The 18,512-nt window shown below is 36.7% G+C and carries 18 protein-coding genes; 3 read left to right on the forward strand and 15 right to left on the reverse strand.

The genetic code is table 11. The annotated features are described in order from the left end of the window. The first annotated feature begins 70 nt into the window (after positions 1-70). Positions 71-640 (forward strand): HutD family protein, encoded by a 570-nt coding sequence (locus JEP40_RS10850; protein ID WP_198623566.1) that lies wholly within the window; start codon positions 71-73, stop codon positions 638-640. Between the two features lie 56 nt (positions 641-696). Here JEP40_RS10850 and JEP40_RS10855 read toward each other — a convergent pair whose 3' ends face one another. After that, on the reverse strand, positions 697-1,308 hold the full coding sequence (locus tag JEP40_RS10855) for a LysE family translocator (RefSeq protein WP_198623567.1): 612 nt from the start codon (positions 1,306-1,308) through the stop codon (positions 697-699). 161 nt (positions 1,309-1,469) lie between these two features. On the opposite strand from JEP40_RS10855, the gene JEP40_RS10860 reads away from it, so the two are divergent. Beyond that, entirely contained in the window at positions 1,470-1,934 is a 465-nt protein-coding gene (locus JEP40_RS10860) for an Lrp/AsnC family transcriptional regulator (protein WP_036936508.1), read from the forward strand. A gap of 503 nt (positions 1,935-2,437) precedes the next feature. Here the strand turns inward: JEP40_RS10860 and bla are convergent. Continuing rightward, the gene (gene bla / locus JEP40_RS10865; protein ID WP_198623568.1) at positions 2,438-3,334 is read right to left on the reverse strand and encodes a class A beta-lactamase; all 897 of its coding nucleotides are present in this window, start codon (positions 3,332-3,334) and stop codon (positions 2,438-2,440) included. 170 nt (positions 3,335-3,504) lie between these two features. Here bla and JEP40_RS10870 point away from each other — a divergent pair, with 170 nt between their 5' ends. Continuing rightward, positions 3,505-4,383: a LysR family transcriptional regulator gene (locus JEP40_RS10870; protein WP_198623632.1), complete on the forward strand. Its 879-nt coding sequence runs from the start codon at positions 3,505-3,507 to the stop codon at positions 4,381-4,383. A 68-nt stretch (positions 4,384-4,451) separates the two neighbouring features. Here the strand turns inward: JEP40_RS10870 and lhgO are convergent, their stop codons facing one another. From lhgO to ychF, 13 genes are all read right to left on the reverse strand, one after another. Further along, positions 4,452-5,654: an L-2-hydroxyglutarate oxidase gene (lhgO, locus tag JEP40_RS10875; protein WP_198623569.1), complete on the reverse strand. Its 1,203-nt coding sequence runs from the start codon at positions 5,652-5,654 to the stop codon at positions 4,452-4,454. 15 nt (positions 5,655-5,669) lie between these two features. Further along, on the reverse strand, positions 5,670-6,383 hold the full coding sequence (locus JEP40_RS10880; RefSeq protein ID WP_198623570.1) for a FadR/GntR family transcriptional regulator: 714 nt from the start codon (positions 6,381-6,383) through the stop codon (positions 5,670-5,672). Next, positions 6,384-8,351, reverse strand: a complete 1,968-nt coding sequence (locus JEP40_RS10885) for a TRAP transporter permease (RefSeq protein WP_198623571.1) — start codon at positions 8,349-8,351, stop codon at positions 6,384-6,386. A gap of 12 nt (positions 8,352-8,363) precedes the next feature. Beyond that, positions 8,364-9,398, reverse strand: a complete 1,035-nt coding sequence (locus tag JEP40_RS10890) for a TAXI family TRAP transporter solute-binding subunit (RefSeq protein WP_198623572.1) — start codon at positions 9,396-9,398, stop codon at positions 8,364-8,366. Positions 9,399-9,786: 388 nt separating this feature from the next. Next, positions 9,787-10,299: a DedA family protein gene (locus JEP40_RS10895; RefSeq protein ID WP_198623573.1), complete on the reverse strand. Its 513-nt coding sequence runs from the start codon at positions 10,297-10,299 to the stop codon at positions 9,787-9,789. Between the two features lie 58 nt (positions 10,300-10,357). Then, a complete protein-coding gene (locus tag JEP40_RS10900; protein WP_198623574.1) occupies positions 10,358-11,179 on the reverse strand; it encodes an energy-coupling factor ABC transporter ATP-binding protein in 822 nt (273 codons plus the stop codon). After that, complete coding sequence (locus JEP40_RS10905; protein WP_198623575.1) at positions 11,163-12,008, reverse strand: energy-coupling factor ABC transporter ATP-binding protein; 846 nt, start codon at positions 12,006-12,008, stop codon at positions 11,163-11,165. Before JEP40_RS10905 ends, JEP40_RS10900 begins: the two co-directional genes overlap by 17 nt. Continuing rightward, positions 11,999-12,703 (reverse strand): energy-coupling factor transporter transmembrane component T, encoded by a 705-nt coding sequence (locus tag JEP40_RS10910; RefSeq protein WP_198623576.1) that lies wholly within the window; start codon positions 12,701-12,703, stop codon positions 11,999-12,001. Before JEP40_RS10910 ends, JEP40_RS10905 begins: the two co-directional genes overlap by 10 nt. Before the next feature lie 2 nt (positions 12,704-12,705). Then, on the reverse strand, positions 12,706-13,287 hold the full coding sequence (locus tag JEP40_RS10915) for an ECF transporter S component (RefSeq protein WP_072068244.1): 582 nt from the start codon (positions 13,285-13,287) through the stop codon (positions 12,706-12,708). 75 nt (positions 13,288-13,362) lie between these two features. Then, positions 13,363-13,800: a PPC domain-containing DNA-binding protein gene (locus tag JEP40_RS10920; protein ID WP_198623633.1), complete on the reverse strand. Its 438-nt coding sequence runs from the start codon at positions 13,798-13,800 to the stop codon at positions 13,363-13,365. A gap of 295 nt (positions 13,801-14,095) precedes the next feature. Then, the gene (gene alsS, locus JEP40_RS10925) at positions 14,096-15,775 is read right to left on the reverse strand and encodes an acetolactate synthase AlsS (RefSeq protein ID WP_198623577.1); all 1,680 of its coding nucleotides are present in this window, start codon (positions 15,773-15,775) and stop codon (positions 14,096-14,098) included. Positions 15,776-15,841: 66 nt separating this feature from the next. After that, a complete protein-coding gene (gene budA, locus JEP40_RS10930; RefSeq protein ID WP_198623578.1) occupies positions 15,842-16,669 on the reverse strand; it encodes an acetolactate decarboxylase in 828 nt (275 codons plus the stop codon). A 574-nt stretch (positions 16,670-17,243) separates the two neighbouring features. Beyond that, on the reverse strand, positions 17,244-18,335 hold the full coding sequence (gene ychF, locus JEP40_RS10935) for a redox-regulated ATPase YchF (RefSeq protein ID WP_198623579.1): 1,092 nt from the start codon (positions 18,333-18,335) through the stop codon (positions 17,244-17,246). Positions 18,336-18,512: the final 177 nt, after the last annotated feature.

Genomic DNA, 18,512 nt, shown 5'->3' on the forward strand with positions numbered 1-18,512 from the left:
CGGTAATCTCCAATGATTAATTCTTAACCTCATTATCAGACTGACTAGCCAGATATTGCAGGAGGATACAATGAAGCTACGTTGTTTTGATCAACAAGAGTTACCGTTTATTCCATGGAGTAATCACAAAGGCACAACCCAAGAAATTGTGTGTTGGCCAGTGAATAATGATTTTTCATGGCGAGCGTGTTTAACATCTATCGAAGATAATGGCTCATTAGGGCAGTTTCCTGATATTGAACGGCAAATGGTGCTATTAGAAGGCAATGGACTTAATTTAAATAGTACTGGATTTCTGAGCCACTCTGTCACTGATCCTTACCAGCCTTTTGATTTTTCAGGCGATATTCATGTTAAATCAGAGCTGATTAAAGGGGGCGTAAAATGCTTAAATATTATGGTACGCAGAACATGCTGGAAAGCAGAAACCACATTAGTGACACAACCACTTATATTACCAAGTTCTCACGCGGGACTTATTTATATAACGCAAGGTGAATGGACTTTAACCGGTGCTACTTGTCAGCATTTATCAAAAGGGCAAGGTGCATGGTGGTTACCAGATATTCGTGAGGGTGAAATAAGACCGTTAACGGCAAATTGCCAATTATTATGGGCAGATATTCGACCACTAAAATAAAGGTGTTTTTGTGGTCAAATACTGACTGAAATAATAAATGATGCTTAGGATTATGGCTAATTAAAAGCCAGATTAATGGCAGCAAAAGTGAGTAATCCACCGGCAATGCCATCATTATAGCGACGACGTTTATCACTTAAACCACCTTTTAAGCCGATATAAGCAAAGAAGCTACCAAGAAGGCCATAAATAATTAAGCAAGTCGTGATAAATATCCCAGATAACAGCAATGATTGTGTTGTGACATCATTATGATTATCAATAAAATTTGGTAAAATAGCGAGATAAACTAATAAGCCTTTAGGATTAAGGAAACTGGTTAAAAAACCTTTACGAAATAGAGATGAGGTTTTAGTGGTATCAAGGACTAACTTTCCTTTTTTGCAGGCTGATATCAACATTTTAAGGGCAAGATAACTGATATAAAAAACACCGATCCATTTGAGTAAGTGAAATAAAATGGGAAATGTAGATACCAAGGTTGCAAGCCCCAAAGCACTCAGTAACGCATGAGCTATGTAACCAGATATCACGCCTGAATTAGCAATCCATGCTGATTTCATTCCTCCTGATAACCCTTGGGATGAGATAAAAAGAATATCAGGTCCAGGTGTACAGATAAGCGGTAGAACAGTCAGTGCGAATAATAATAAAGTGTTAAATTCCATCTTTTTACCTGATAGAGATAGATTAAGAGAAACATTGTTTTTGCTGTGAAATTTAGCGGAAAGATTATATGATGTTTTCGAAAAAATCGGGTTGCTTTGTTGCTAACAAAAAGAATTAATTGGCAATAAAATTCCACAAATAGAATTAAGGTTAATCTTTGATGTCAATAAAATTAGATAAGATAGATAAACATATTTTGCAGGTGCTTCAGCGTGATGGCAAAATCCAAAATATTGAGCTAGCAAAAGAAGTTGGGCTCTCACCGTCTCCTTGTCTTCGCCGAGTGCGTTTACTTGAAGAATCGGGAGTGATCACGCGTTATGTTGCTGTATTAGATGGCAGTATGGTTGATGCCGGTTTATCTTTATTCGCAAGAATTTGGTTTAGAGCTCAGGATGCAGAAACTATAGAAGAATTTGTAAAGGCTATCAAAGTGTTACCTGAAGTGGTTGAGTGCCATTTAATGGCCGGCGAGTGTGATGCGTTAATTCGGATCGTGACTAAAGATTTAGCAACATATCGTCGTTTTCATGCCGATTATTTAACACAAATTCCAAGCATCCAAAGTATAAAAACAGAAGTACCCATGGAAACGGTAAAAGTGAGTTTTGCTTTACCACTTTAATTTTCTAAATATTTAGAGCTATTTGATTTTAAATTATCACAGACATGTTTAGTAGAGAAAGCCTCTAGTTAAATTTCAACAGAGGCTTTTTTATTGCCATAAATTAAACTATTCAGCTTTTAAGAAACTGATATATTTCTGGTGTATAAAGCAACATACAGATAAATAATAATGTACTAATAAAATAGAGATCAAATGACCAAGTGTATAAAGGGACAATAATTAGCATGATAATGGTTAGAACAACGATACAAAGTCTGATCTGCGTGAGAGTTATTTGACCCGCGCAGGGTAATAATTCACCAATCAATTCAAAAAGATCGGACACCTTACTTCCTTAAAATAAATCCATTTAATAAGAGTCAGTATATTAGGCTTGTTTATTACTGTTTAATTATTTATCTGTAAGTTATTTATATTATTTTGCGTGCACTTGTAGTAATAGAACCAATAAATAGCTCTATTACTATATTTATTTTCTTATTTAGATTGTCAATAAAAAATTAATTTTTTCGAGATGAATTGGAAAATTCTTTTGTTACAATTTCAGTAGCTTTAGCAATAATATCTTTACGGTATTTTGCATCTTGTTCTTGTTGTGTGAAATAGACGACTAAAATTAATGGTGCATGGTTTTCAGGCCAAATAACGGCTATATCATTAGTTGTACCATAGTCACCACTACCGGTTTTATCTCCAACAATCCAGTTTTTTGGTAAACCCGCTTTAATACTGTGATCGCCTGTTGTATTACCTTTTAACCAAGTGACAAGTTGTTGGCGTTGAGATTGACCTAACGCGTCACCTAATGTCAATGCTTGAAGGCTTTTAGCCATAGCAATTGGAGAGGTCGTATCGCGAGGATCACCATGAATGGCTGTATTTAATTCAGGCTCTTTACGATCTAGGCGATAAGTCACATCATTAATTGAACGTGCAAATTGAGTAACGCTAGAAGGCCCTCCTAAATAATCTAGAATTTTATTCATTGCCGTATTATCGCTATATTGCAAGGTAGCAGCACTTAATTGAGCCAGTGTCATTCCGGTTGCTAAATATTTTTCTGTAATTGGGCTATAAGGGACTAAATCGGCTTTTTTGATAGTTATATTCTTATCAAGCAGTCCTGCTTGCTTTTCACTCTCTTTTAAAATGGCGGCAACTGCCATGACTTTACTGGTGCTTGCCATTGCAAAGCGCTCATCACCACGATAAGTTATTTGTGAGTTATCTTTAGTATTAATTAATGCAACACCTAAACGGCCTTGGCTATTTTTTTCAAGTGTAGTTAATTGTTCTTCAATAGTGCTATTTGTTTTCGCCCATAACATTGGCGAAGCAAGTAGAGATAGTAATGAAACTGCGATCACTGCTGTTTGACGACATGTTGTTTTAAACATAGAAATTGATACTCATATTAATTTAATAAAGAAAATTCAATATAAATAGACAGTTATCGACAGGAGATGACGTTGTTTATTTATCAGGTGCAATATCCTATTTAATTGATTTATTGACAATCGATAATAAATCACCTTAGCTTATAGAAAATCTAATGGCTAAGAATATTATGCGAACACATCTTCCCCTCAATGCACTACGCGCTTTTGAAGCATCTGCAAGACACCTTAATTTCACCAAAGCTGCATTAGAACTCTATGTCACCCAAGGCGCGGTGAGTCAACAAGTGAGGATGCTAGAAGAACGTTTGGGCGTGATGCTTTTTAAGCGTTTACCCCGTGGTTTAGAGATGACAGATGATGCACAGATCTTATTTTCGGTATTAACAACCGCGTTTAGTGATATTGAACGGGTGTTTAAACAGTTTGAACGAGGTGAATACCGTGATGTTGTTTCGATTGCCACTGTGGGAACATTTGCTGTTGGCTGGTTATTACCTCGATTGGCTGAATTTAAGCAACAATATCCAAGAATAGAAGTGAATTTAAGAACAAATAATAATGTAGTTAATTTGGCAACCGAAGGACTTGATTTTGCCATTCGATTTGGCGAAGGGTTATGGCCTCTAACTCATAATAAAGCTTTATTTTCTGCACCATTAACGGTCTTGTGCTCATCAAAAACAGCAGAACGACTACATTATCCATCTGATTTAATAAATGAAAATTTATATCGTTCTTACCGAGAAGATGAATGGTCAAAATGGTTTGAAAAAGCAGATATATCGCCGATAAAAATCACAGGTTCTGTTTTTGACTCTTCACGTTTAATGGTAGAAAGTGCGATTTATGAAGGCGGAGTTGCATTAGCACCCGCAAAGATGTTTTCAAGAGAAATAGAATGTGGTCAGCTAATACAACCTTTTAAAATAGAAGTTGAAATGGGTAAGTATTGGTTAACGTATTTAAAATCAAAACCAATGACCGCATCAATGGAAATATTTCAGCAGTGGATAATGAATGAAGCGCTAAAAGAATGTAGTGAGTGATATAAAAATAAAAAGCACTGATTAATTTCAGCGCTATTTATTATTTTTACTTGCAGTATATTTTTTAATTATAAAGAAAAATGTTCTTTAACGATTTCTCTACCTATTTCAATAGATGCCGTTGCAGCGGGTGATGGGGCATTACACACATGTAAAGAACGTTTACCTTTCACAAAATGAAAATCATCTACTAATTTACCTTCACGAGTTAACGCTTGAGCACGAACTCCCGCAGGACCCGGATGAATATCTGCTTCACGTAAATCAGGAATTAATTTTTGTGCATTTGCAGTAAATAATTTACGTGAATATGAACGACGAAGCTCGGCTATTCCTTCACCTAAATAATTACCTGCAATTTTCCAAAAGCCTTTATAAGTGAGCACGTCAGCGAGATCTTTTAAGTTAATATCGCTTTTTTTATAGCCTTCGCGCTTAAATGCTAAGACCGCATTAGGCCCAACATCGCGATGTCCGTTATACATACGCGTGAAGTGTACACCCAAGAATGGAAAATCAGGGTTAGGAACGGGATAAATTAGATGGTTTACTAAGTAGTTTTTATTAGCATTAAGCATAAAGTATTCACCGCGGAATGGGACTATCTTCATACCCGTGTCATAACCTGCCATTTTAGCAATACGATCACTAAATAAACCTGCACAATTAATCAACCATTTGCCCGCAAATTGGTTATTGGATGTCGTTACTGTGACACTATCATCGGTTTCATTAATTGCTGTAACCGCTTGTCCGAATGCAAATGTACCGCCACGAGATTGAATGATTTCAACGTGTTTTGCTGCAATTTCAGGATAATTAACAATCCCTGCATCAGGAACTAATAATGCAGCAATGCCATTAACATAAGGCTCTCTTGCTTTTAGTTCACTTTCAGTCATTTTGATGACTTCAAGCCCATTATCAATGCCACGCTGATAAATATTTTCTAACGCATTTAGCTCTTTTTCATTGGTAGCGACAATTACTTTGCCACAACGATCGTAATAAAGATTATGTTGTTGGCAAAACGCATAAGTGGTGATATTGCCTTGTTTAGCCAGCCTTGCTTTAAGGCTCCCTGGTGTATAATAAATACCAGAATGAACAACATTACTATTATGTCCACTTTGATGAGCGGCAGGGCCGGATTCTTTATCAACCACCAGTAGTTTTAGTTCAGGTTGACTTTCTTGTAGCGCACTTGCAACCCCTAGTCCGACTAATCCCGCACCAATAATAATCACGTCATACGTCATAATCTTATCCATTTTATAAATTTTATATTAACAAGGTTCTTGTTGTAAGCGCTTTAATTTGCCACGTACATTAGTTAAATGAAGACGCATTTTATGGCTTGTTTCATCGTGATCTTGTTGGCGTATTGCTTCAACAATCGCTTCATGCTCTGCAATAACACGCTCTGTTTCTGCTTCTCGCCCTTTATTTTGACTTAATGAATACATTAAGACACCAAGATAAAGTTCATGCATATTATCTAAGATCCTGACAAAAAAAGGATTATGGGCGGCAACCATAATAGAACGATGAAATTGATAGTCTTCTTCATGACCAATACTTTTGTTTTGTCTTGTTGCTAAAACAAAGGCATCGTGGGCATTTTCGATAGCGCGTAATTCTTCTGGTGTTCGGCGTAAAGCGGCAATAGCTGCCGCTTCATGTTCAATGACCTCACGCATCTCAAGCAGTGAATCTACCTCTTTTGGACAAGCAATTTCCATGACTATCGGTTCATATTTACTGAGGATAGAATGGTCAATTACACGGCGACCGCCTCCTTGGCGTGAAGTCACAATACCACTGGCCTCTAAGACACCTAATGCTTCTCTGATAGGAACTCGACTGACACCAAAGGCATCAGCAAGGACATTCTCAGAGGGTAACTTCTCACCTACAGGGTAGGTGCCGTTATGAATGTTTTGCTTAATCTGCTCAAGAATTTGATGCGACGCTTTTTGGCGTGAGATCTTTTGTATCATCTAGTTTTCTCCAGATGCATGCCCCATATTAGCTAACTGTTTTTTAGACCGTAATAGATGGAATGCACCAGTTAATAGGATCAAGGCAACACCTAAAAGGTCGGTATATAAGCCCGGTTTAATCATTAGAATTGCTGCTGCTGCAAATGCAATACGCTCAAACCATGTTGTTTTAATCATCCAGAAGTTTGCTGTTGCGATACTTAGTGCATAAATTCCGACTAATGCAGTAATAATCATTAATCCAATAGAAAGTACACCTAAATTATCACCTTGCATCAGTAAAGCAGGGTTATAGACTAAAATAAACGGAATAATAAAACCGGGAAGTGCTAGTCGCACTGCATCCCATGATGTTTGCATAGGATCTGCTCTTGCAATACTTGCAGCTGTATAGCTGGCTAATGCAACAGGAGGTGTAATATTGGATAATGCACCAAACCAGAATACAAAGAAATGAGCCGCTAAAGGCAGAACTCCAGCTTTAATTAAGATAGGTGACACTGTAACTGCAACAACAATATATAAAGCCGTTGAAGGTAACCCCATACTTAATACAATGCATACCAGCATAACAACTAATAAGATCATCCATAGTGTATTATCCGTCATTGAGACGATATTGAAGGCCAATGTTGCCCCAATACCCGTCATTGTAACCACACAGATAATCACGCCAATAGCCGCACATGCTACAGTGACTTGAACTGACCCACGAGCCGCTTCGGCTAAGGCGTCAGCCACTTTAGTTAAAGTCATGCGAACAGTTTTGTCAGGTGTTATCCAACTTGCAACAATAATGGTTAGAATACCTAAGAAGCCGGCATAAATAGGTGTTTTACCTACTAATAAGGTTCCAATTACAATAACTAATGGTAATAACAGTAAGCCACGGGCTTTTAATACAGCTTTAACTTGTGGAATGTTTTCTTTGCTTAACCCTTTTAATCCTTGCTTCTTGGCTTCAATGTCAATGGCCATAATTAGCGCGGCGTAATACAACAGTGCTGGAATAATGGCTGCAATAACAATAGTGGTATACGAAATTCCTAAAAAGCCCGCCATAATAAATGCAGCTGCACCCATAATCGGAGGCATGATCATGCCTCCCGTTGATGCGGTTGCTTCTACAGCACCAGCAAAACGAGGAGTTAATCCAATACTTTTCATTAAAGGAATGGTGAAAGTCCCCGTTGTTGCTACGTTAGCAACAGCACTTCCGCTTAAAGAGCCTGTTAATGCAGATGAAATAACAGCAACTTGAGCTGGTCCTCCACGACGGCGACCTGCGATAGCCAGCGCTAAATCGTTAAATAAAGCAGTAGCACCACTGACACTCAGGAATGAACCAAAGAGAATAAAGACCACAATAGCGGTGGAAGCAGTTGAAAGAGTAATACCAAAAATCCCTTCACTGGTCATAAATAAACGGTATAACAATCTTTCTACAGAAAATCCGGCATGACCGAAAATACCCATAAAATACTGACCAAAAAGAGCATAAATAATAGCGAAAGTCGCAAGGCCAGGAATAAAATAACCAGTGGTTCTTCTTGCTGCTTCAAATAGTACGATAATACCTAATATAGCCATGACATAATCGGTAGTATTTGGAATACTTTTTCTTACTACATGAAGATCAACGTAATTAAAGAAAAAATAGCCATAACTGATTAATGTTAAAGCAATAAAAAGATAATCCCATCCATTAAATTTAGGTGTGGAAAAACGCTTAGAGAATGGAAATAGAATAAAGCCTAAAATTAAAATACCACTAAGAAAAATAGTATTACGGTAAAACTCTTGAGTATTTGATAATGCGTTGGAATAAATCGCATAAAGTGAAATTAATATTGCAAGAGTCGTTGTGATTTTCAGGTAAATGCCGGCAAGTTGGCGGCTGCCAGAGCCTGCTTCTTTATCTAATGCTGGTGGCTCTACCGGAGTTAGGTGGTCATTATTAGTCATAACTCACTCCTGTTATTTATTATTAGTCTGCGTTTGAGCTTCTGGTGGAATAAGATAATCAGGGATCTCTAATCCGATTTCTTTGTAGTAGCGGTAAGCCCCTAAATGTAATGGTACAGAAACGCCTTTTAATGCATTTTCTGTGGTGATGTACTTGGCTGCGCTATGAACTTGATGAACCTCAGGAAGGTTCTCAAACATAGTTTTTGTTAGCTCATAAACTAAGTCATTATCAATACTGGTTGTGGCCATTAAGATATTAGGTTGAGCTATCGTATTGACTATTTCAGTTTGGCGAGGGTAAGTATTCGCGGGTATTTCAAAACGAAACCATGAGTTTGCCACATGATTGATATCATCAAGTTGTTTATCTGTGACTTCGAGTAGTTTTGCACTCACACCACTGGCATACATATCGGTGACGGCTGAGGCTGGAACACCGGCAGGTAATGCGCCACCGTCAAGACGGCCATCTCGCATGGCAGAAACGGTGTCACCATACCCAAGATATTCAGGAGTGATATCTTTTTTGGTTAAATTAACACCTTTAAGAATGATAATCGTTGATTGTTCTGTACCACTAGCTTGAGGGCCAACAGAAAAACTTGTTGCACGAATATCATCTAATGTGCCGGTTTTTACTTTGTTATTCATTAAAACAAAGTGTTCGACATTGGGCCACAACATAGATATTGAACGCAGATTTTTTTCTGGTTTACCTTCAAAATTACGGACACCTTCATAAGCTTCTACAGCTAAAAGACTTTGTAAAATTGAGAGTTGAGCTTCATTTTTCTGCATTAAATAGATGTTTTCTATCGAGCCTGCCGAGGATTGTCCTGTTACTTGAACGCCTCTATCCTTAAGGTGCGTACTCCATACGTTTGCTAATCCCACTCCCATTGGATAATACGTTCCTCCAGTTGAAGCGGTTGCTACAGAGAGAAATTGTTTATTCGCATTCTCTTTTTTGCCAGCTATTGCTAATGAGACAACAGCAATAACAGCAACAATACCGATGGCAAGCTTTGTTTTTCTTATTCTCATGATGTTGTTCCTGTACATAAAAACGCAGGTGAATGTTTCACACCAACTTGTATACAACATGACAACTTTTATAGAAATAAGTGTTGTTAAGAATTTGTGATGTGGCGTAATGAAATTAAAACAAGAAGATAACAAATTGTGATCAATATAGTAATTATGCAAATTTTAATCATAATTATGGTGATAGACACAAAATGCGAAAGAAAATATCAATAAAGTATGGAAGAAAAGATAAAAGAAGCTAAAAAACAGTCTAATTATCGATAATTAAAAATAAAATGAAAAAAGGAGGATTCAGAAGATATTGAAACAATATGATTATGTAAAAAGAAAATAGATCGCTTTTAGTATTAATGGAAGGATTAAAATTAAGCACTAATTTGCCTGTTTACAAAGCAAGAGTAAGTACACCCGTTGCAATTAAAACAAACATTGCAGACCAGACTAAGGCCGAAATGGCACTGGTGATATAAATACCGGGTACAGGTAATTTTAATAAGCCAGCACTAAAAGGGGTTAAATAGCGAAAGACAGCTAAAAATCGAGAAATAAACAAAATATAGTGAGTTTTGTTTCTTAATAGCTGTTGGGTGCGATTAATTTTTGACTGATAACGATTAACCCATATTTTAAGACGAGGAAAACGATAAATAGAACGCCCCAACTCATAGCTTAAAATTGAACCTAATAAAGCACCACAACTGGTGGCTAACCAAAGAAATATTGGGGAATAAAGCGGTAAACAGGCACCAAAAATAAAGATCAACATTAAAGAAGCAGGTGGCAAAAATGAAGAAATACCGATGGTCGATTTTCCAGCTGTGATTAAAATAATCGATAAGAATAAGGTAATAGGAGATAAATGACTCAAGGAGTCTAATAAAGTATGAATAATTTCCATTTAATTATCTCCAATCACGTATAAATAGATACAATAATAGCGATAAATCTTAAGATTATTATGAGGTTATTTTAGAACTTTTATTCATTTCAACTAACATTGTCGCCCATTCAATAGGTGTATTTTTAATTGGTAATTTTAGTTTCTGGCTTAATGAGTATAGCGTAGGTGCCGGAATATCAGAAAGGGATTGCAGTGTTGAATTCATTAGCACTTTTTCAGGGGAACCATCTGCAATTAATTTACCTGAAGATAAATGGATAACACGCTGAAAATGGCGAGCAGTAAAATCAAGATCATGACTAATCGCCAATACCGTTGTACCTAATACCTTTTGTACTTGAAGCCAATTCTCAAAACAGCTTAACCAATGTGCATCGAAATCACGAGTGGGTTCATCAAGTAATAATATTTGAGGTGATAAAATACTTAAACTTGCAACAGCAACCATTCTACGCTGGCCTGCATGTAAATCTAAAGGATGAACATCTGCAACATCACTTAAACCACAAAGCGACAGTGTTTCATCTAAACATTTTTTAATTTCTTCTTTAGGAAATTTACGTTGTTTTAAACCAAAGGTGATCTCTTTCTCAACAGTATTATGAAAAATTTGTCGTTCAGGCTCTTGAAATAATACCCCAATATAATGAGCGCGTTGCTGTGCTTTTAGTTGAAAAATTGACTGGTTATTGAGTGTTATATCACCTTCGTTGGGAGCTAATAACCCTGCAATTAATCGTAATAAGGTGGATTTACCTGCACCATTATCACCGACTAAGGTTATCCATTCCCCTTGATTTAATGTTAAGGATAATTGAGAGATACAAGGCGGAACATCATCGCTCCAGCGATAAGTCACATTATTGAGCTGTAACATAAAATTCCTTAAAAGCATTAAGCAAGGCTTTATCATTATTCACTATATTCTTATTCCAATGATGGTTTTCAATTAACCAATGTAAAGCTTGCCATGCATCTGGAGCATTAATCGTTGAAAACAAGAACGGAAAAATAGAGTCTAAAGTACCTTTTGCCTTCACTTTACCTGCCTCTAATAATAAAAATTGCTCACTTAGATTTATTGCAGGTAATAAATTGCGTTCAAAAATGACTACACTGCATTTATGCTCTTTTGCATAGTGTTTTATGTGTTGCTGTAATTGTTGGGTCGCATTGGGTGTTAAGCGACTAAAAGCTTCATCAAGTAATAATAATTTGGGGTGCATAGCAAGTGCACTTGCTATGACAACACGTTGAGCCTCACCGCCAGAAAGGGTTGAAGGGTGGCGAAAACGTAAGTATTCACATTGTGTTAATGTCATAGCTTCTTTTATTCGAAATCGAATTTCATTATCGCTCAACCCTAAATTTTCGGGGCCAAAGGCAATTTCTTGCTCTACGGTGAATGCACATCCTGAAAGTTGTAATTGTGGCGATTGTTGAACGAGCTGTCGTCCAGGCGCTAGCGACACCAATCGACTTTTATTGAGGGCAATGTTTTGTACAATTCCCAAGCCTTGCACGGAACCTGTTAATAAATCGGGATACCAACCTGCTAGTAATTGCGCAAGAAGGCTTTTCCCGCTGCCATTACCCCCTAAAATCACAAGCCATTCCCCTTGTTTTAACTGCAAATCAATAGGACCAAAAATGGGTTGTTCGTCACCTTTGGGAGTAAAACTCAGTTGTTGAAGATTTAGTACCATAGCCAAATACCTCCTTCAACCAAAATAAGCAATAAAATTAAGTAGCGAAGCATTGTTTGAAGTGACGTATCCGTTGGGGGATATAAGGTTGTCCGTTTTGTAATAATACGAAATCCTCGCATATCTAATGCTGCACTTCGAATAGTTAAATCACTTAATATATGACTAATAAGAGGCAGAATAATAGCCGGTAATGTGATGAGGCGTTGCCAAAATGATCCATCAAGAGGAACGCCTCGTGCTAATTGCGCTTCTCTTATATTGTGTAATTGTTGGCGTAATTGTTCTACAAGTAACAAAGGTCCTGCTAATAAATAGGAAAGGCTCATAGGTAAACGGCTAGCAAATAACGCTCTAATAAATTGCTCTGTTGATGTGTGTTGTAACCACAATTGAGCGCCACTTATTATTGCTAATAATCTTAGCCATAGTGTTATTGCCATAGTCTGTTTACTGGTATCTAAAGGTTCACCTGTTAACCAATAAGCTAACCAGCCACTATGGACTAACCATAACCCGATTGCCATGGGGATCATCAACCAAGCAATAAAACGCCAACGCCAGCGAGATGCTTTCCAAATTAATAGGCTAATAAAAATACCACTGCTGATTATCAGCAGTGGTAAGCCTAATGATAAAAAAAGCACACTAGCACTTAGCCAAAGCCATAATGCCAATGAGGTAAATGGATGCATTATTAGCGAACCTTGGCAATCGCTGGGAAATTACGTTGTGTTCGTTGTGGTAATTGACGCACTAATAACCAAGCGATAATCGCTGATAAGATTTTATCTGCGAGATTTGCACCTAATACAGTAATGGCAACAGACTCAATAAGTCCTTCACCCACGGCATGAAAATAAGCAACAAAGAAATCAGCACCACTACCTGTTGCGCCACCAAATAAATAAGTACGAATTGGAACGGCGACAATCATTAACGCTAAAGTAATGACAATACCTGAACCAATAACGCGAATTAAAGAACGGAAGCCACCTGCACGAGCCAATAAACCCGCACTTAATCCTATCATCATGGCAACCGGAGCAAATGCAGCCGCCATTGGACCACTGATTAATCCCCATAATAAATTGGTTAATAATCCAGTGAATAATGCGACCCATGGTCCACCTAATAAAGCACAAATCAGTGTACCGATAGAATCTAAAAAAATAGGAAGTTTTACCATTGAGGTAATTTGACCGCCGATCATATTTATTGCAATAGAAACAACAATTAGCACGAGTGTACGACTCGAAATTTGAGGAGTTGTAGACATAGTTTAAAAACCTTTACAAAGGATAGTGACTATTGGTTTTATTATTTTGCATATATAGCAATTTTTTATAAAAAGCTATTTACGCGGTGTGATGACCAACTCCTCATAACCAGAGTGTTTACAAGGCTGACGGCTAAAAGTCACTTGCTCTAACTCACCAATAACGAGCTCTAGCGTCGTGCGCACTGTACAACCTGGCATCATATGTCCACCACACATTAATCCATTTTCATCTGAGACAGCTAAATGCAAATGTTCACCTTGGTCATCTAATGTTCCAATGAGTGAAACAATCTCAAATTTACCTGTAAGATAGCGATTTTCTTCGCGTCCTGCAAAGCGTAATACCACATCTGTTAAACTTCCTACACAACCTGCAATAAATGCCGATTTTAGGTTTTGTTCCTTCATTATCTGTCGTAACGCCATAATCACATCTTCATTAGGGAGAAGGCGAAGTGGAATAAATCGAGCATGGGAAGAAAGTAATGAGGTGTGAGACATTGTGATTATCCTAATAACTGAAAGTTCGATACTTAATTTATATGGTTATTGTAAGCACTAAAATGGCGGCGTCAGATAAGACTTAGTTTACTTTATATGATCTACTTTCATTTTTATGCACAAAAATCGCATAACGTATTATTAATAAAAAAAATGAAAGAAGAAATAGATAATAACTTTTTATTAACAATGAAGTTGTTTTGTATCAAAAGAATAAAATAGGAAGAAAAAACAAAGAGAGAGATAAGGATGAGTAGAAAATGCTCACCCTTATTTTTAATAACACAACGTTTAAGTAAAATAACTAAATGATCAAATTATAATCAATATGTTCCATTAATTTAGCGTTATCACGATAATCGACAGGAATAGCAAGAACAGCGGGGCCATCAACAGCCATCGCTTCATGTAAAACGGTACGTAATTGAGAAGCACATTCGACAGAAAACCCCTTAGCTCCGAAGGATTCGGCATAACGCTTAAAATCAATTGCACCAAATTTTACGCCAGAATAACGGCCATATTTTTCTTGCTCTTGCATTTCTACCATATTATAAGCGTTATCCACCCAGATAATATGCAAGATATTGGTATTCAAACGAACCGCAGTTTCTAACTCCATGGACGATTGCATAAAGCCACCATCACCAGAAACAGAAATAATTTTATCAGAAGGTCGAACAAAAGAAGCACCAATTCCCCAAGGTAATGCAACACCCATGGTTTGTTGTCCGTTAGAAATTAACATTTGTCTTGCTCTAAAACTATAAAGATAACGTGCAAGCCATATATGAAAACTCCCCATATCAATACAAAGTGTTACATCGTTATCAATAATATTTTGCATCTCATGGATGATGGTTAAAGGGTGAATAGGAGAACCATGTCGAAAATAACTATTTTGCTGCAGAATTTCTCTTTGGTGACGAATTTTCTCTAAAATTTGATGAGTATTATTTGAGAGTGTAAATTGAGATGTAGATTGTTTAGCAAAATACTGAGTCAAATTATCAATTGTTAGTTTGATATTACCTGTTAATTCTAAATCAGGACAGTAAGCTAAATCAATTTCAGCAGGGATCTCGTCTACATGAATAATGTTGGCATTATTGTGATTCCATAATGATGGCTCATATTCTATAGGGCTATAACCTAAAGTAATTACTAAATCGGCATGAGATAATAACTCATCACCTGGTTGATTATTAAACAAGCCAATACGACCAGCAAATAAAGGAAAATGGCGTTGAGCAATCGCACCTGCGGATTGATAAGTACCTACAATCGGGAGAGGAAAAATATCAAGTAGTTTTTGTAATGCTAATGCATTTTCAGGGTAGCTAGCCTGTAGTCCTAATAAGACAACGGGGCTTTTAGCATTTAGCATTAATTTAACGGCTTCTTGGATAGCATCATTATTTGCACTACCAATATTGGATTTTGATTTAGGTATTAATATTGGACTATTAACTTCATTATTTAAAATATCCATTGGAAAAGTTAAAAAAGCCGAACCCGGTCTTCCTGATTCCGCATGGCGAAAAGCATTGGCCATGGTTTCAGAAATTGATTTTGATGAATCAATTTCTGCGCAAAATTTAGTAATAGGATTAAACATGGTAACGGTATCCATGCTTTGATGAACCAGTTTTAATCTATCTGCGGATTTTACTGATCCTCCCAATGCAACTAATGGATCACCTTCAGATGTTGCTGTTGCAATACCTGTCGCAAGATTAGAACATCCCGGCCCCGATGTTGCGATAGCCACTCCCGCTTTACCTGTTAAACGACCAACCGCTGCGGCCATAAAGGCAGCATTAGCTTCATGACGGACCACCACCGTTTCAATAGTTGAATCGACAAGAGAATCAAATACACGATCTATTTTTGCACCCGGAATACCAAACACTTGTTTAATGCCATGTTGCTCTAATTGTTTGACAACTAAATCTGCACCACATTTCCAATGAGTAGTGTTCATATAACCTTCTTTAATTTTGCAAGTGAATAAAAATAAGATTAAGAATAAAGTTAAGCGATATTTAAATTAATTTTCGGCTTGTTCTATTGCTTGATGAAGATTGTCTGGCATTAAGTTTGCTTGTAAAAAAGTGGAATGACTGGGTAAGTCAATAGTAAGACGGGAAATAATACCGATTTGTAAGGTGCCTTGTTTTAAATAATAATCAAGGACATGACCACCGCCTTGGCGTTGTTGATTAATATAATGTTCATGAAATCCAGCAACATTTATTCCTTGTGTGAACTGTGGTGAGCGAAAACCAGCAATAATCCCTGTTTCATTATGAAACGTGAAATTAGGCTGATTTTCGATAGCCTCTAACATCGGAAGGTAGGGAGGAGCTTGGCGAGGAACAGTACGGGTTTTAACTAATTCAAACTCACCTTCAATTCTGATCGCACAAAATAAATTGTCAGAAGGAACAAACTGATTAATGGTATTGTGTATCTCTTTTTGCGATACGCCATAAGAAAAGTGATGTTCAATATCACAATTAAAAAATGTCATTACAGCAAAAGGGGATTTTTGAGAATGTAAAGCTTCACGAGCGCTACCATCCGAGCGTAATTGAAAAACATTATTGTCGAATGCAACGAGTTCGCCATCAAGTTGTTCAAAAGTTCCTAAACCAAAATCACCATGCTTTAATAAATCAGCAATAGTAACGTCACTATCATATACACCAGCAATTAAACTACTCATTAATGAATTTTGATAAACAGTACATTCAGGGTGTTTACTAATATAATTATTTAAGTTTGTTATTATTTCCTGTCCACATTGACAATGATGATTTTTGTTGTGATTTATATCGCTATTATCTCGCACATTAGGTTGAAAATTATTATTCATGTAAAGCCATTCCTTTATTAAATAAATAACAATCATTAATCGATTATCAAATTAAGTATTATCCTGATTCATAAGTATTTCAAATGTTTTTATTGTAATTAAATGATGAGTGATAGTTTTATTTTTAAAAATTAAACATAGCTTATTGTTTTATTGTGATTTAATTGATGCTGTTTACCGAGTAAAAAATAGTTTAATAATTAATATTATTATTGATAAGTTATATTTATTGAGTGTGTGGGATGAAAGTGATAACTAAAAATGGTTAGGTAGATGGTTTTGTGGCTGAGTTATTTGAAAAGATAAACTAAGTTATACATTAGCATAGAAAAAAGCTGCATTTCTCGTCATCATTTTTAGTGGTTATTTTTATCTGCCTTGTTGTGTACAAAAGAGGCTTCTAGGATATAGACGTGTTAATATCACGAGTCTAAGTAAACCTATATGTAATAACGTGATTTGAGGCGTTGGATTGTTAATTAGAAAACTAAATGAATACATATAAAAAAACCCACGAATATACTCGTGGGTTTAGTAATGACATTTAATATAAGCAGCTATTAAACATTAAACATTACACATTAAACAAGAAGTTCATTACATCGCCATCTTGAACGATATACTCTTTACCTTCTGCACGCATTTTACCTGCTTCTTTAGCGCCTTGTTCACCATTGTAAGTGATAAAATCGTTATAAGCGATAGTTTGAGCACGGATAAAACCTTTCTCAAAGTCAGTGTGGATTTTACCTGCGGCTTGTGGCGCTGTTGCACCTACAGGGATTGTCCATGCACGTACTTCTTTAACGCCAGCAGTGAAGTAAGTTTGTAAGTTCAGTAATGAGTAACCAGCACGAATAACACGGTTTAAGCCAGGCTCTTCAATGCCTAAATCTTGCATAAATTCTTCGCGTTCAGCATCTTCTAACTCAGCAATGTCTGCTTCGATAGCGGCACAAACAGGAACAACCACAGAGCCTTCTGCTTCTGCGATTTTGCGAACAGTTTCAAGATATGGGTTATTTTCAAAACCATCTTCGTTAACGTTTGCAATATACATTGTTGGTTTTAACGTTAAGAAGCTTAAGTAACGAATGGTTGCTTTTTCTTCTTCTGTTAAATCTAAAGCGCGTAACATGCCAGCGTTTTCTAAATGCGGTAAGCATTTTTCTAACACTTCCATTTCTGCTTTAGCAATTTTATCGCCACCTTTTGCTTTTTTCTGATTACGGTGCATTGCACGTTCACAGGTATCTAAGTCAGAAAGAGCTAATTCAGTGTTGATAGTTTCGATATCTTCAGCAGGATCAACTTTACCCGCAACGTGAATGATATTGTCATTTTCAAAACAACGAACCACATGGCCAATTGCTTCAGTTTCACGGATATTTGTTAGGAATTGGTTACCTAAACCTTCACCTTTAGATGCGCCTTTTACTAAGCCCGCAATATCAACAAATTCCATTGTTGTGGGTAAAATACGCTGTGGCTTAACAATTTCAGCCAGTTTATCTAAGCGAGGATCAGGCATTGGAACAACACCTGTGTTTGGCTCGATAGTACAGAATGGGAAGTTGGCTGCCTCAATACCTGCCTTAGTTAAGGCATTAAACAGTGTAGATTTCCCTACGTTAGGCAGACCGACGATACCACATTTAAATCCCATAAACGTTCACCTTGTCACATAAAAACAACAGGAGGGAGTGTTCCTGTTGTGTGCTGTTAAAAAAATTTGGCGCTATTATAGAACAAATCCCTGTTTGATTAAATCATCAGGAATTAATCGCACAAAAGAAGAGGGGGATTTTACCCTCTGAATATTGAAATCGCTTAATCTATCAAT

It is taken from the genome of Proteus vulgaris (genome assembly GCF_016239305.1).
Taxonomy (GTDB): domain Bacteria; phylum Pseudomonadota; class Gammaproteobacteria; order Enterobacterales; family Enterobacteriaceae; genus Proteus; species Proteus vulgaris_C.